The sequence below is a fragment of the Epibacterium sp. MM17-32 genome, assembly GCF_022348205.1.
Taxonomy (GTDB): domain Bacteria; phylum Pseudomonadota; class Alphaproteobacteria; order Rhodobacterales; family Rhodobacteraceae; genus Epibacterium.
The window spans coordinates 35800-50768 of the sequence record NZ_JAKRFC010000005.1; the positions used below are offsets into that span (position 1 = coordinate 35800).

General features: G+C 60.6%; 14 protein-coding genes. 6 read left to right on the top strand and 8 right to left on the bottom strand.

The window, feature by feature from the left end; translation table 11 throughout:
- Positions 1–24 precede the first annotated feature (24 nt).
- Positions 25–612 carry a TetR/AcrR family transcriptional regulator gene (locus MHM88_RS09805; RefSeq protein ID WP_239363799.1) on the top strand — a complete coding sequence of 196 codons (588 nt, stop codon included), beginning with the start codon at positions 25–27 and terminating at the stop codon, positions 610–612.
- On the opposite strand, the gene MHM88_RS09810 is transcribed toward MHM88_RS09805, so the two are convergent.
- The 7 genes from MHM88_RS09810 to mutM form a co-directional block, all read right to left on the bottom strand.
- On the bottom strand, positions 605–1225 hold the full coding sequence (locus tag MHM88_RS09810) for a LysE family translocator (protein ID WP_239363807.1): 621 nt from the start codon (positions 1223–1225) through the stop codon (positions 605–607). The genes MHM88_RS09805 and MHM88_RS09810 overlap by 8 nt on opposite strands.
- Complete coding sequence (gene recF / locus MHM88_RS09815; protein ID WP_239363810.1) at positions 1222–2319, bottom strand: DNA replication/repair protein RecF; 1098 nt, start codon at positions 2317–2319, stop codon at positions 1222–1224. Before recF ends, MHM88_RS09810 begins: the two co-directional genes overlap by 4 nt.
- Positions 2320–2386: 67 nt before the next feature.
- Entirely contained in the window at positions 2387–3508 is a 1122-nt protein-coding gene (dnaN, locus tag MHM88_RS09820; protein ID WP_239363817.1) for a DNA polymerase III subunit beta, read from the bottom strand.
- 282 nt (positions 3509–3790) lie between these two features.
- A complete protein-coding gene (gene dnaA, locus MHM88_RS09825; RefSeq protein ID WP_239363829.1) occupies positions 3791–5203 on the bottom strand; it encodes a chromosomal replication initiator protein DnaA in 1413 nt (470 codons plus the stop codon).
- 596 nt (positions 5204–5799) lie between these two features.
- On the bottom strand, positions 5800–6063 hold the full coding sequence (gene rpsT, locus MHM88_RS09830; RefSeq protein WP_239322101.1) for a 30S ribosomal protein S20: 264 nt from the start codon (positions 6061–6063) through the stop codon (positions 5800–5802).
- Positions 6064–6351: 288 nt separating this feature from the next.
- Positions 6352–7128 carry an enoyl-CoA hydratase gene (locus MHM88_RS09835; RefSeq protein WP_239322102.1) on the bottom strand — a complete coding sequence of 259 codons (777 nt, stop codon included), beginning with the start codon at positions 7126–7128 and terminating at the stop codon, positions 6352–6354.
- A 66-nt stretch (positions 7129–7194) separates the two neighbouring features.
- Positions 7195–8046, bottom strand: a complete 852-nt coding sequence (gene mutM / locus MHM88_RS09840; RefSeq protein ID WP_239363832.1) for a bifunctional DNA-formamidopyrimidine glycosylase/DNA-(apurinic or apyrimidinic site) lyase — start codon at positions 8044–8046, stop codon at positions 7195–7197.
- A gap of 86 nt (positions 8047–8132) precedes the next feature.
- On the opposite strand from mutM, the gene ubiE reads away from it, so the two are divergent.
- The gene (ubiE, locus tag MHM88_RS09845) at positions 8133–8885 is read left to right on the top strand and encodes a bifunctional demethylmenaquinone methyltransferase/2-methoxy-6-polyprenyl-1,4-benzoquinol methylase UbiE (protein WP_239322104.1); all 753 of its coding nucleotides are present in this window, start codon (positions 8133–8135) and stop codon (positions 8883–8885) included.
- A gap of 3 nt (positions 8886–8888) precedes the next feature.
- Positions 8889–10415, top strand: coding sequence for a 2-polyprenylphenol 6-hydroxylase (gene ubiB / locus MHM88_RS09850; protein ID WP_239363836.1), 1527 nt, complete (start codon positions 8889–8891; stop codon positions 10413–10415).
- A 110-nt stretch (positions 10416–10525) separates the two neighbouring features.
- Here ubiB and MHM88_RS09855 read toward each other — a convergent pair whose 3' ends face one another.
- A complete protein-coding gene (locus MHM88_RS09855; protein WP_239363841.1) occupies positions 10526–11701 on the bottom strand; it encodes an acetyl-CoA C-acyltransferase family protein in 1176 nt (391 codons plus the stop codon).
- A gap of 108 nt (positions 11702–11809) precedes the next feature.
- On the opposite strand from MHM88_RS09855, the gene MHM88_RS09860 reads away from it, so the two are divergent.
- From MHM88_RS09860 to tdh, 3 genes are all read left to right on the top strand, one after another.
- Entirely contained in the window at positions 11810–12376 is a 567-nt protein-coding gene (locus tag MHM88_RS09860) for a helix-turn-helix domain-containing protein (protein WP_065333564.1), read from the top strand.
- 164 nt (positions 12377–12540) lie between these two features.
- A complete protein-coding gene (locus tag MHM88_RS09865) occupies positions 12541–13725 on the top strand; it encodes a glycine C-acetyltransferase (RefSeq protein ID WP_239363842.1) in 1185 nt (394 codons plus the stop codon).
- A gap of 16 nt (positions 13726–13741) precedes the next feature.
- On the top strand, positions 13742–14773 hold the full coding sequence (gene tdh / locus MHM88_RS09870) for an L-threonine 3-dehydrogenase (RefSeq protein WP_239364534.1): 1032 nt from the start codon (positions 13742–13744) through the stop codon (positions 14771–14773).
- Positions 14774–14969: the final 196 nt, after the last annotated feature.

Consider the following 14969-nt stretch of genomic DNA (forward strand, 5'->3'; position numbering starts at 1 on the left):
TATTTAGCCGGGGGAGCATCACACATGTCACGCGCGCCGCAGAAACGTCGTTTGGAAACAAGGGCGAAGCTACTGTCCGTTGCGGAAGACATTATCAACGCCAACGGTGTCTCCGCGTTGCGGGTCGAGGATGTTGTCGCTGGTGCCGGGGTCGCCAAGGGGACGTTCTTTTCCCATTTCGGCGACAAGGACGGGCTGCTGGCGGTGATTCTGGGGGCCCGCGTGATGCAACACATCGAGACCATGGAAGCCGCGCCAGAGCCCCGGACGCCACAAGAGATCGCGCACCGTCTTGCGCCGTTGTTGGATTTCATTGCCCAGGACAGAATGATCTTCGATCTGTTGCTGCGCTACTCCGGCACCACTGGAGCCGAGGTGGACGAGGTGGTCACGCAGGGTTTTATGCGCCAGATCGCCCTGTTTGCAGGCTGGATTGCCCGGATGCAGGCCGCCGGCACCCTGCCCGCCCACTCCAGTCCGGAGATACTGGCCGAAGGCATCCAGGCCTTTTTGAACCACGTGCTTGCAACGGGGTTCTGCATGGAACATGGCGACATGCCCCCCCCTGCCGAAGCGCTTGTGCCCTATCTGGAGCAGTGGCTGCTCAGGTAAAGGGAATGATGCAGGCAAACGCGATCAACAGGTAGCCAGCCCCTAGGTTCATGCGCCTCAGTGCGGTGGGGGACGACAACAGCAGCCGCACACGGCTGACACAGCCAGCCAAGATGACATTCCCGATCAACGGCACCGCCATCGACACCGCGACAATCGCCGCGATGTCCTGTGCTGTTGTCGCGGTCAGATCAAAGAACCCCGGCAAGATCCCCATGTAGAACAGCGCCGCTTTCGGGTTGCCCAGAATAACGATGACCCCGGCGACAAACCCCGCCCAGCGCCCCGGTCTGGTCAACTGGCGATTGGCGGCAATCGGCTGCCCTGCGCTGCGGATCGTACTGATCCCCATCACGAGGAACATCACCACCGCCACCCCTTTCAAAACCACCGCGATCAGTTCTGACGCCGCAGAGATGGAACTGACCCCGACAACCGCAATCAGCGGCCAGAAGACGTCGCCAACCGCGACGCCGAATGCCAGCGGCCAGCCCGCGTGAAACCCGCCCGCCATGGAGCGCGCCACCAGTGCAAGCCAGACCGGCCCCGGCGTCAGGAACAGAACAAATACAGCGCTGGCATATATGGCGAGATCCCAGATGGTCAGCGTCATTCCTGAATCACTTCGCTTGTCCCATCCTGATCGGTGACCTTCAGATGCTGTGCCCGTTGACCCAGTTCCTGAAACAGTTCCGGACCGGTTCCCGTCATCCAGGCCTGCGTGCCAAGCGCGCAAATCTCGTCATAGAGTGCGGCGCGACGCCCCGCATCCAGATGCGCTGCCACCTCATCCAGCAGGAGGATCGGTGCAGCCCCTTCCTCGGCTAGCAACGCCCGTGCATTGGCAAGGATCAGCGACACCAGAAGCGCCTTTTGCTCACCTGTAGAGCAGTCCTTTGCGGGCAGACCCTTGGCCGCATAGGCCCCCATCAGGTCACTGCGATGCGGCCCCACCAACGTCCGCCCGACTGACAAGTCCCGCATGCGCCCTGCATCCAGCGCGGCACGCAACGCATCGGCGCTCGCGGGCATCTCACCCTCGGCCTGGATCAGCTTTAAATCGGCCACCGGAAAAGCGGTTTCCGCCTCTGCCTGCGCCGCGACCAACCGGTCTACCGCATCGACGCGGGCCTGATGGATGCGAAACCCGGCCTCCGCCATCTGCCCTTCCAGCACGCGGTACCATGCAGCATCGCGCACATTGTCCTTGAGCAGGCGATTGCGTTCGCGCATGGCCTTCTCATAGGTCAGCGTCGCCTCGGCATGGTCAGGGTCAAAACTGAGCGCAATCCGATCCAGGAACCGCCGCCGGCCCTCGGCGCCCTCAATCCACAGACGATCCATCGCCGGAATCAACCAGACCACGCGCGCGATGCGCCCCAAGGCGACCTGACTGGCGGCTTTGTTGTCGATCTTCACCTGACGGGCATTGCCCGCCTCCGAGGAGGTCTCGACCTCAACGGCCTGGCCGCGGGCCTGTAGCACCCCCTTCAGCTTCCAGCCCAGAGCTTCGGGTTGGCGCGCCATATCCGCAGCCGACGCCCGCCGCATTCCGCGTCCCGGCGAAAACAGCGACACCGCTTCAAGGATATTGGTCTTGCCCGCACCATTGTCGCCGTGGATCGCAACAGGGCGCGCATCCAAATGCAAATCCGCCCGCAGATGCGAGCGGAAATGAGACATGAACAGGGACGTCAGTGCCAGCACGGGCCTTCATCTTTTCCAAAATACCTCCGCCGGAGGCCGGGCCGTCAGGCCCGTTCCAACCGATGCGTCAGACGCGCATCGGCATGACCACATAGACTGCGCTCTCGTCGCTGCCTTCGCGCATCAATGTCGGATCGCCAGAGGAGTTGAACATGAACACGGCGTTTTCGCGGTCCACCTGATTGGCGATCTCAAGGAGGTACTTAGCGTTAAAACCAATCTCCAGCCGCTCGTCGCTATAAGCTACAGCAAGCTCTTCTTCTGCGGCACCGCTATCGGGGGCGTTCACCGACAGGACCAGGCGGTCCTCGTCCAGCTGCAGCTTCACCGCGCGGGAGCGTTCCGAAGACACCGTCGCAACCCGATCCACCGCCTTGGCGAACTCGCTCGCATCAACTTCGAGACGGCGGGTGTTGCCGACCGGAATAACGCGAGTGTAGTCGGGGAATGTGCCGTCGATGACCTTCGAGGTCAGGGTAATGTTCGGCGTCGCAAAGCGCACCTTGGTTTCGGAGACGGACACAGCGATATCCATCTCGTCATCATCCAGAAGCTTGCGCAGCTCGCCCACGGTCTTGCGCGGCACGATGACGCCGGGCATATCCTCTGCCCCCATCGGCAGGTCCGCATCAATGCGCGCCAGACGGTGTCCATCGGTCGCCACACAGCGCAGAGCCTTACCACCGCTCTCGCCTGTGGCCACATGCATGTAGACACCGTTCAGGTAATACCGCGTCTCCTCGGTGGAAATCGCGAACTTCGACTTGTCAAACAAGCGTCGCAGCATCGCTGCGTTGGCGGTGAAGTTGGAGTGATACTCCGACGTGGCCATCACCGGGAAATCCTCGCGCGGCAGCGTCGCCAGCGAGAAGTTCGACCGGCCGGCCTCTACCGTCAGGCGACCAGTGGCCGCATCCGCAGTCAGGGTGACCAATGCGCCATCCGGCAGCTTGCGCACAATTTCATGCAGGGTGGTGGCTGCGACGGTGGTGGCTCCGGCACGCTCCACCTGTGCGGGCGCCTTGTCGACCACCTCGATATCGAGGTCGGTGGCGCGGAACATCACATCGCTGCCCTCGGCCTCGATAAGAACATTTGCGAGGATCGGAATGGTGTTGCGGCGCTCAACCACCGACTGCGCCTGCGCCACAGCCTTCAGAAGCGTTGCGCGTTCAATGCTGATCTTCATTTCCCTCTATCCTCTTCGGCTGGCAGTCTTTGGAAACATGTGGTTCGAGCGGAGCGGCAGATTAACGCCCTGACCCTTCAACACAAGGTTTTTATTGATTTCTCCAAGGGATTGCGGCGGGGGTCAAGAGCAGAGAGCCACGCCACCACCGAAAGTCGTAAATCCCCTTGGGGATGCGTCTGATTTGCCGCGTCCCAAACAAAGACGGCCCCGGTGGGCATTCCGGGGCCGTGATCTCCTGACAGGCAAAGTTGAGGCGCAGCCTGTCGATATATGGCGACCTTACGCCTCGAGCGCGCGCCGCAGCATTTCGACGTCTTCGGCGATCTGCCCGTCGATGGTCTTCAGCTCTTCGATGCGACGCACCCCGTGCATCACGGTGGTATGGTCACGCCCTCCGAACCGACGGCCGATTTCCGGCAGCGAGCGACTGGTCAGCTGCTTGCACAGATACATCGCCACCTGACGCGGCCGCGCGTAAGACCGCAGACGCTTGGGTCCGATGATGTCGGACATGCGGATGTTGTAATACTCCGAGACCTTGCGCTGGATTTCCTCCACCGTGATCTTGCGCTCGGAGGCACGCAACACATCCGCCAGACAATCCTGGGTCAGATCCATGTCGATCTCGCGCCCCACGAGCGAGGCAAAAGCGAACAATCGGGTCAGCGCGCCTTCAAGCACCCGCACATTGGTCGAGATGCGATGCGCAAGCAGCTCCAGCACACCATCGGCGATTTTCAGATCCGGGTAGTTCTTGCGGTTCTGCTGCACTTTGGTCTGAAGAATGCCCAGACGCAGCTCATAATCGGTGGGATGCAGATCCACCACCAGGCCGCATTGCAGGCGGGATTTCACACGATCCTCAAGATCCTTGATCTCGCCGGGGGCGCGATCCGCGGAAATGATGATCTGCTTGTTCTGATCCACCAGCGCATTGAAGGTGTGGAAGAACTCTTCTTGGGTGGAATCCTTGCCGGCGATGAACTGAACGTCATCCACCATCAGCACGTCCACGGAACGGAACAGGTGTTTGAAGTCCATCATCTTGCGCTCGCGCAGGGCCTGCACAAAGCGATACATGAACTGCTCTGCCGACAGGTAGAGAACGTTCAGGTCCGGATTGCGCTCTTTCAGCTCCCAGGCGATCGCATGCATCAGGTGCGTTTTACCAAGACCCACGCCGCCATAGAGCACCAGCGGATTGAAGGTCACGGGTCCGCCCTCGGCAACGCGGCGCGCGGCCGCATGGGCAAGCTCGTTGGGCTTGCCGACGACAAAGCTGTCGAACGTGAAGCGCGGATCCAGAGGCGCGGCTTGCAGGTCTTCCAGGGGCGATTTCACAGCGACAGCCCCCTCCTGCGACCCACCTTGGTCCACCACCGGCGCAGACACGGGCGCTGGCGCTTCAATGGCTTCGGTTACGGACGGTTGCACCGGCCGAGTCGGAGAATTGGCAGCGACCTTGAACGCGAGGCGCTGAACGGGTTCACCCGACATGTTGAATTCATGCAGGATCAAATCCGCAAAGTTCTGGCTGACATAGTTGCCCATGAAGTTCGTGGGCACGTGAAAGGTGGCAACCCCACCGTCAACCTGATCCAGCTCAAGCGGCTCAATCCATGTTGTAAAGTTGTTCTGCCCGACCGTCTTTAGCAAACGTTTTCTTAGTAGACCCCATGTGTCCTCTGTCATGCTGCGCCTCACGCATCCTGTGTTATGGCCGGATTTTCGGCCTATCGTTTCGTCCCAGTCTGACTGTTCCCTTCAGAACAATCCGGTGGCGATCGGGCACAGAAAGAACGCCGCCAGCCTGCAAGCAAACTGGCCTTCACGTGTTTCGAAAACCGAAAACAACGTTGTAAAACGCGCGGCAACACACAAAAGTCCGCGACGAAAAAACGCTCGCCCTTTATTCGCTGTGATGGGACAGATGCCAAAAGCACGGTATCGGCCAAAGACGCCGATAGAATACCGTTGCCAGTGCCACGCGCAGCGCGCGGATCACCGGCCATAACAACCCTAATGCCCGTTAGGATTGTTGCGAGCAGCCTGTCCCCCCAGCGAATGAATCGCTGGAACAGTGGTAGCAATTTCCGGCGTGGAGCGGCAACGAAACTATGATGTTGACTCGGGCTTCCCCGGCAAAGAATCTCTGCGACTCGACGGAAGTGACCGAAATCCTTCAAACAAAAAAGCACCGCCTCTGGCGGTGCTTTTTATGTTGAAATCCGGATAGAGCTCGCTAGCGCTGTGCCCCCGGAATCGCCTGTCACAAAGCCTGCTGTGGCTTATGCCAGCGCCTTCACACGCGCGGACAGACGGGAGATTTTACGGGACGCCGTGTTCTTGTGGTACACCCCTTTGGTGACACCGCGCATCAGCTCGGGCTGCGCCGCGCGCAGAGCTGCGGTTGCGGCTTCCTTGTCGCCGGATGCGATGGCTTCTTCGACTTTACGCAGGTAGGTGCGGATGCGCGAACGACGAGCTTTGTTGATGGCAAAGCGCTTTTCGTTCTGACGTGCGCGCTTCTTGGCCTGAGGAGTATTTGCCATGATATGGTGACCTTATGTTCGGGTTCATTGTATTCAAGTATGGCGAATGCCAGCCGAACCCGGATCGGATCACCGGTCGTGATTCTAGCCTGAGCGGGCTGCACGCGCATGTATGACGGCGGTCGATACTGGATTCGCGCACAAAGCGCAAGCCACCATTGCCCCAGGACCCGACAACCGCCACCCCTCAACAAAAAAGCGGGCCCAAAGCCCGCTTTCCCGATGCGCCAGACGTGACGCGAATTGATGTGGTCACAGCAAACGCAGCGACGCGCAGCTGGCCGCGTGTTACTTGTCGCGGAATTGCGCTTCGCGCTTTTCAAGGAACGCCGACATGCCTTCTTTCTGATCTTCAGTTGCAAACATGGAATGAAAGACCCGGCGTTCAAACAGCATGCCCTCGCTCAAGGGCAGCTCATAGGCGCGATTGACCGACTCCTTGACCCCCATCGACGTCAGAACCGATTTCTCTGCGATCTTCTGGGCCGCGCCCATCGCCTCGTCCATCAGCTTTTTCGCCGGCACCACGCGCGAGACCAGACCGGCGCGCTCTGCCTCTTCGGCAGTCATGAAACGACCCGTCAGGTTCATGTCCATGGACTTCGACTTGCCGACAAACCGCGTCAGACGCTGGGTGCCGCCCATACCGGCCACAACACCAAGGTTGATTTCCGGCTGACCGAACTTGGCGGTGTCGGCCGCGATGATGAAGTCGCACATCATTGCCACTTCGCACCCGCCGCCAAGCGCATAGCCAGAGACCGCCGCAATAATCGGTTTGCGCACCGCCGAGATCCGGTCATTTGCATCGGCAAAGAGGTTGGTGGTGAAGACGTCCACAAAGCTCATCTCCGACATCTCCTTGATGTCGGCGCCGGCAGCAAACGCCTTTTCCGAGCCGGTCAGCACGATACAGCGCACCTTGTCGCTGGCGTCCGCTTCTTCCAAAGCGGCACACAACTCGCCCAGAAGGACAGAATTGAGCGCGTTCAACGCTTCAGGCCGGTTCATCTTGATGAGGCAGACGTGGTCCTGAGTATCGACGTTGATCGTCTCATAGGCCATGGCAATTCGCTTTCGGTTGTTGCTCCTGAACCATCAGTCCTTATCACGGCGGTTCGCTCTTTCAAGCTATCTTTGGCACTTGCCACAGTAGAAGGACGACCGCCCCGACTGGGTGATTCTGCTTACGATACCGCCACACTCGGCACGGCGACAGGGGTGGCCCTCGCGCCCGTAAACATCAAAGGTATGCTGAAAATATCCAAGCTCTCCATTGGCTTGGCGAAAATCCTTCAGCGAGGATCCCCCCGCCGCGATGGCATCCTGCAAGACCTCGCGGATGATCGGGACCAGGGTTGCGACGCGCGCGGCGCTGATCCGGCCCGTTTCGCGACGTGGCGAAATTCCGGCACGGAACAAGGCTTCGCAGACGTATATATTCCCAAGACCTGCGATGATTCCCTGATCGAGCAGCGCTGATTTCACCGGCGTCCGGCGCCCTTTGAACGCAGCAATCAGGTGCTGCTCGTGAAAATCGTTGCCCAGCGGTTCCGGCCCCAATACCGCGAGCAGCTTGTGCGTCTCCGCCGTTGCGGTCTCCAGCAGGTCCATCGCGCCGAAGCGGCGCGGATCGTTGAAGGTAACACGGGCGCCGTTGTCCATGTGGAACACCACATGGTCGTGTTTCTCCTGCGCTGGGTGGTCGTGCACGAATTGCCCCAGGGGATCGCCCGAAACGGTCATCCGCCCGGACATGCCGAGATGGATCAAAAGCGTCTCGCCGCTATCAAGATCCGCAAGGATGTACTTTGACCGCCGCCGCATCGACATGACACGCCGCCCCGACAGACGCTCCGCCATCCGGTCCGGGAACGGCCAGCGCAGATCGGGGCGGTTCACATCCGCGCGCGCGATCACGGCGCCTTCCATCGAAGGGCGCAGGCCGCGCATCACCGTCTCGACCTCGGGCAATTCAGGCATTAGAGGACTCCCCTGACAGAAGGGCGCATTGTGCCGCCCCGTGAGCGCTCTATAACAAGGGCGAAACTGCGAGGACGACAAGGCCCATGACCGAGAAATCTGACAGCACCACCCATTTCGGCTTTCAATCCGTGCCGGAGCACGAAAAGGCAGGCCGGGTGCAGGGGGTCTTCAACTCCGTCGCCTCGAAATACGACATCATGAACGATGTGATGAGCGTCGGTATCCACCGGATCTGGAAGGATGCGATGATGGACTGGCTGGCCCCGCGCCCCGGTCAACGCCTGCTGGATGTGGCGGGTGGCACCGGCGATATTTCGTTTCGCTTTCTGAAACGCGCGGGCTACGGACACTCCACCGTGCTCGACCTCACCCGGCCGATGCTGGAAGAGGGGCGCAAGCGGGCCGAGGCCGCGCAGATGGCCGACAGTCTGGATTGGGTCACCGGCGACGCCATGGCGCTGCCGTTCAAGGACAACACATTCGACGTCTACACCATTTCTTTCGGCATCCGGAATGTGACCCGCCCGCAAGAGGCTCTGAACGAAGCCTTCCGCGTGCTGAAACCCGGTGGCCGCCTGATGGTGCTGGAGTTCAGCCAGCTGCCGAACGACGGGATGCAAAAGCTCTATGATCTTTATAGTTTCAACGTCATTCCCCGTATGGGTCAGGTGATCGCCGGCGATTACGACAGCTATCAGTATCTGGTGGAATCGATCCGCAACTTCCCGGACCAGGACACGTTCCTCGGGATGGTGAAACAGGCTGGATTTGAAAACGCCAAATACCGAAACCTGTCGATGGGCATTGCCGCTCTGCATTCGGGCTGGAAGATCTGATCGATGCGCGGACCTCACAACATCATTCGCCTGATCCGAACAGGCGCCACCTTCGTGCGGACCGGAGCCATGAATGTGGTGCTTGATGCCTTTGACGCGCCTGCGCCCCTGCGCATGGTGGCCTATACCCTCGGCTGGCCGTTCCAGTGGCTTGGCTACAAGGGCGACCCATCCATGCCGCCGGCAACCCGCGCGATCACCGCATTGGGACCTGCCTACATAAAATTCGGTCAGGTGCTCTCAACCCGCCCCGACGTGGTGGGCGAGGATATGGCGCGGCAGTTGCGCGTCTTGCAGGACAAGCTGCCTCCGTTCCCCCGCGAAGTCGCCATGGATGAGGTCGCCAAGGAACTGGGCCAATCCGTGGACGAGATTTTCTCGGAGTTTTCCGAGCCGATCGCCGCTGCCTCCATTGCGCAGGTCCATCATGCCAAGCTTGCTGAAACCGGCCAGGACGTCGCCGTCAAGGTGCTCCGCCCGGGTGTCGAACGCGCCTTTCGCAAGGACGTGGACGCCTTCTATTTCGCCGCCCGCATCGCAGAACTGTTCGCACCCGGCGCCAAACGCCTGCGCCCCATGGATGTCATCACCCATTTTGATGGCGTTGTCCGTGGCGAATTGGACCTGCGCCTTGAAAGTGCGGCCGCCTCAGAGTTCGCGGACAACACCTCCAATGACGCGGGTTTCCAACTTCCGCCAGTGCTGTGGAATTACTCTGCCCGCCGGGTGATGACGCTGGGCTGGGCCGACGGGTTGCCGATCGGCGACAATGACGCGCTGGATGCCGCAGGCCACGACCGGCACGCGCTGGGTCAACGGGTCTTGTCGCTGTTCCTGAACCATGCGCTGCGCGATGGCTATTTCCATGCTGACATGCACCAGGGCAATATGAAGGTCGCCGCCAATGGCGACATCATTGCCTATGACTTTGGCATCATGGGCCATATCGACCTTTATACCCGCCGGGTCTATGCCGAGATCCTCTATGGTTTCATCAAACGCGACTATAAACGCGTGGCCGAAGTCCATTTCGAGGCAGGCTACGTGCCTGCCACGCAGGATGTCGACGAGTTCGCCCGCGCATTGCGGGCCGTTGGAGAGCCGATCTTTGGCATGGACGCCACGCATATCTCCATGGGGCGGCTCTTGAACTACCTCTTTGAGGTGACAGAGCGTTTTGGCATGGAAACCCGTACCGAGTTGATCCTGTTGCAGCGCACCATGGTGGTGGTCGAAGGCGTCGCCCGCTCGCTTGATCCGCGCATCAACATATGGGACGTCGCAAAACCGGTGGTGGAGGACTACATCAAATCCTCGATCGGCCCCCGCGCTATCGCGTCCGATCTGGGCAAGACTGCGCTGGTCTTGGCCCGCTTTGGCCCGCGTCTGCCGACGTTGGTGGAACGCGCCCTGATCGCGCAGGCGCAGGAACCTGAAGATACCTCAGCCCGTCGCCCATGGAAACGTGCCGCAGCCGCAGGCGCGACCGTTGGTGTCCTCGCCACTCTCATCATCACGCATCTGGCGTAACAAGGCGTAACAAAAAGGGGGCCGACGATCTCAGCCCCCTCTTCCAACCTAAATATCCTGGGATGAATGCGCGCCAGCGCAGAGGGGCAACGCCCCTCCGCCCGATCAGGTCAAAGACGCTCGATTGCCAGTGCAATCCCCTGACCACCACCGATACACATGGTGATGATCGCCCGGCGACCGCCCGTGCGTTCCAGCTCATACAGCGCTTTCACGGTGATGATGGCTCCGGTTGCACCTACCGGATGCCCCAATGCGATCGCACCGCCATTGGGGTTCACCTTGGCGGCGTCCAGTCCGAGTGCCTTGTTCACCGCCAGTGCCTGTGCTGCAAAGGCCTCGTTTGACTCGATCAGGTCGAAATCCCCGACTGTCATATCGATGCGCTTCAACAGCTGCTCCACCGCCGGAATCGGACCAACGCCCATGACCTCTGGCCGTACGCCCGCATGGGCATACCCCAGAACGCGTGCCTTGGGTTTCAGACCGGCCTTTTCCGCCGCCTCACCGGTTGCCAGCACCAGTGCCGCCGCGCCATCGTTGATCCCCGACGCATTGCCCGCCGTGACACGGCCCTCCTTCTGAAACACCGGGCGCAGGCCTGCGAGCGCTTCCAGCGAGGTCGCCTTGGGATGCTCATCCACTTCAAACGGCACCATATCGCGTTTGACCTTCACCTCGACCGGTACGATCTGGCTTTGGAAATAGCCTGCCTCAATCGCCGCTGCGGCGCGGGTCTGGCTGGCCATGGCAAATGCGTCCATCTGTTCACGGGTGATCTCATGCTCGTCCGCGACATTCTCTGCCGTCACCCCCATATGGCCGGTCCCAAAGGGGCAATTGAGCGCGCCCAGCATCATGTCGAGCGATTTCACATCGCCCATTTTCTGCCCCCAGCGGGTCGAGGGCGTAATGAAAGGACTGCGCGACATGTTCTCGGCACCGCCGGTAAGTGCAAACTCCGCGTCGCCCAGCATCAAGGCCTGAATGCCCGAGACAATCGCTTGCGCGCCCGATCCACACAGCCGGTTCACATTCATCGCCGGTGTGGTCTCGGGAATACCTGCCTGCATCGCGGCCACCCGCGACAAATACATGTCGCGCGGCTCGGTGTTGATGACATGGCCGTAGACCACGGTGCCGATTTGAGCAGGCTCTACGCCGGAACGCTCCATTGCTGCCTTGGCCACCGTCGCGCCCAGATCGATCGGCGCAGTTTGCGCCAATGCGCCACCAAAGGTGCCGATCGCCGTGCGTGCGCCGTCCAGAATCACGATATCCGTCATGTCTCACTCCTCATGTCCATTTGCGCTAGTATGCACCCGCAGCATAAACCTGTCCCGCAGGACGTCCCGTCATTGACAGGCACTGCGGCGCGCGCCACTACTTCCGCCATGACGGACACGACAGACGATATCCTGACCCTTTTGCCCGCCCGCCTGAAAGAGGCACGCCGGGCGCAAGGGTTGAGCCTGGAAGCGGTGGCGAACCTTTCCGGGGTCAGCCGCTCAATGGTGAGCCAAATCGAACGGGGGGAGAGCTCTCCCACGATTGCTACGCTGTGGAACCTTACCCGCGCACTTCAGGTGGATTTCGCCGGCCTGCTGGAAGCCAGCGAGACGGTGGACCGCATCGATGTCCTGCGCGCGCGGGATGTGCCGGTGATCGACAGCAAGGCCGCGCAATGCACCATCGCCATCCTGTCTCCGCCCGAAGATGTCGGCGGTCATGAGGTCTATGACATCAGCTTTGCTGCCGGAGGCGCCTTGATCAGCCAACCACACACGCCCGGCACGCGGGAACAACTGACGGTGCTCGAAGGAACGGTTGTCTTGACCTCCGGTACGGCGGAGGATCGCCTCTCGCCAGGAGATACCGCCCGCTATGCGGCCGATGTTTCGCACGCGATTGCCGCCCCGGACGGCGCTGCGCGTGTATTCCTGATTGTGAAGAACAGTTGAAGGGCGCGGCTCCTCTTGGCCTCTCGGCCAATTCACCCCGGGATATTTTCGGTGAGAAGGTCAGAATTCCGTGATTGCGGATTTTTTTCCGCAAAGCTGAAATTCCACCTTTACGGACACATGTCCACTATGACAGACTTCGGGAAACAACCGGAGTCGTGCTCATGTCCAATGCTTTTCTCAGCCACATCAGCGAAGCCCTGACGCAGATCGAAGCGGACGGTCTTTACAAGCGCGAACGAATGATCACCTCGCCCCAGGCGGGCGAGATCCACGTGGGCGACCGCGCGGTCATCAACCTCTGTGCCAACAACTATCTTGGCCTGGCCGATCATCCAGATCTGATTGCCGCTGCAAAGGCTGTGATGGACGACAAGGGCTATGGAATGGCCTCGGTCCGTTTCATCTGCGGCACGCAGGATCTGCACCGCGCGCTGGAGCAGCGCATTGCAAAATTCCTGGGCAAGGACGATTCGATCCTGTTTGCCGCCTGTTTTGACGCCAATGGCGGACTGTTCGAACCCTTGCTTGGGCCGGAGGATGCGATTGTCTCCGACAGTCTGAACCACGCTTCGATCATCGACGGCATCCGCCTCTGCAAGGCCCAGCGCTACCGCTACGCCAACAACGACATGGCGGATCTGGAGGCCAAGCTGAAAGACGCCCGCGCAGCCGGTGCACGCCACATCATGGTGGCCACCGATGGCGTGTTCTCCATGGATGGCTATCTGGCCAACCTGCCTGCAATCCGAGAGATAGCCGACCGTTATGATGCGGTGGTTATGGTCGATGACTGTCATGCGACGGGGTTCATGGGGCAGCATGGGGCCGGTACGCCGGATCATTTTGGCGTCGACGTCGACATCCTGACCGGCACGCTGGGCAAGGCGCTGGGCGGTGCGATCGGCGGCTATATCGCCGGACCGCAGCCGGTGATTGACCTGCTGCGTCAGCGCGCACGGCCCTATCTGTTCTCGAACTCGTTGCCGCCTGCGGTCGTGGCGGCGGGCCTGGAAGCGATCCGTCTGGTTGAAGAGGGCGAGGATCTCCGCAAGCAGCTGTTCGAGAATGCCAAATTCTGGCGTGAGGGCCTGACCGAACTGGGGTTCGACCTGCTGCCCGGTGAACACCCGATCATCCCGGTGATGCTGGGAGATGCCAAGCTCGCACAAGCCATGGCGGCCAGGCTCTTTGACGAAGGCGTCTATGTCTCCGGCTTCTTCTTTCCCGTCGTGCCCAAGGGCCAGGCCCGCATCCGCACCCAGATGAATGCCGCCCTGACCCGTGAGGAATTGACCCGAGCCCTCGGCGCGTTTGAGCGTGCGGGCAAAGCCTGTGGAGTGATCTGACATGCTGCCCAACACAATGAAAGCCCTTGAAAAATCCAAACCCGAAGAGGGTCTCTGGATGGTGCAGGCGCCGGTACCGGACATCGGGCCGGATGATGTGCTGATCAAGGTCAACAAAACCGGCATTTGCGGCACCGACATTCACATCTGGAACTGGGACGACTGGGCCGCACATACCGTGCCCGTGCCGATGATCACCGGCCATGAATTTGCAGGCGAGATCGTGGAGCTGGGGCGGAACGTGACCGGGCTCTCGGTCGGGCAGCGGTGTTCGGGCGAGGGGCATCTGATCGGTACCGAGAGCCGTCAGTCACGTTCCGGCAAGTTTCACCTGGATCCCGGCACGCGCGGGATCGGGGTCAACGAGCAAGGCGCATTTGCGCAATATCTGCGCCTTCCCGCGTTTAATGTGGTGCCCCTGCCCGACGACATTCCAGACGAAATCGGCGCGATCCTCGACCCGCTGGGTAATGCCGTGCACACCGCGCTGAGCTTTGATCTTCTGGGAGAAGATGTGCTGATCACCGGCGCTGGCCCCATCGGCATCATGGCAGCAGCCGTCGCCCGCCACGCCGGGGCGCGACATGTGGTCATCACCGATGTGAACGCTGACCGTCTGGCCTTGGCGGAACAGGTCGCACGGGTGCGTACCGTCAACGTGGCCAAGGAAGACCTGAATGACGTAAAGCACGAGCTGGGTCTGAAAGAAGGCTTTGACGTCGGGCTTGAGATGTCCGGCAACCAGCAGGCGCTGGACCAAATGGTTGAGGCCCTGGTGATGGGTGGCAAGATCGCGCTTCTTGGGATTCCACCGGGCAAATCCCCGGTCGATTGGTCGCGCATCGTCTTTAAGGCGATCACGCTCAAGGGTGTCTATGGCCGTGAAATGTTTGAAACCTGGTACAAGATGATCGCCATGCTGCAAAACGGCCTGGATGTCAGCCGGGTCATCACCCACCGCTTTAACGTCGATGAGTTTGCCCAGGGCTTCGCCGCCATGAAGTCAGGGCAGAGCGGCAAGGTTGTGCTGGACTGGACCGGGCATTGATCCTTGCAAAAAAGTGGCAGGCTACCCTGATCGGAGAGCCTGCCACAGTCAGGACAACGTGAAGCATAACGCGACGCCACCGGCGACAGGGAGCTGCCGTGCAGGGGAATGCAAACAGGTCGCGACGTCAGTCATGCCCCTCTTGCTACACCTATTGCGCGAGCAATATCAACAACACTCTTCCAAAAAGGGTGCA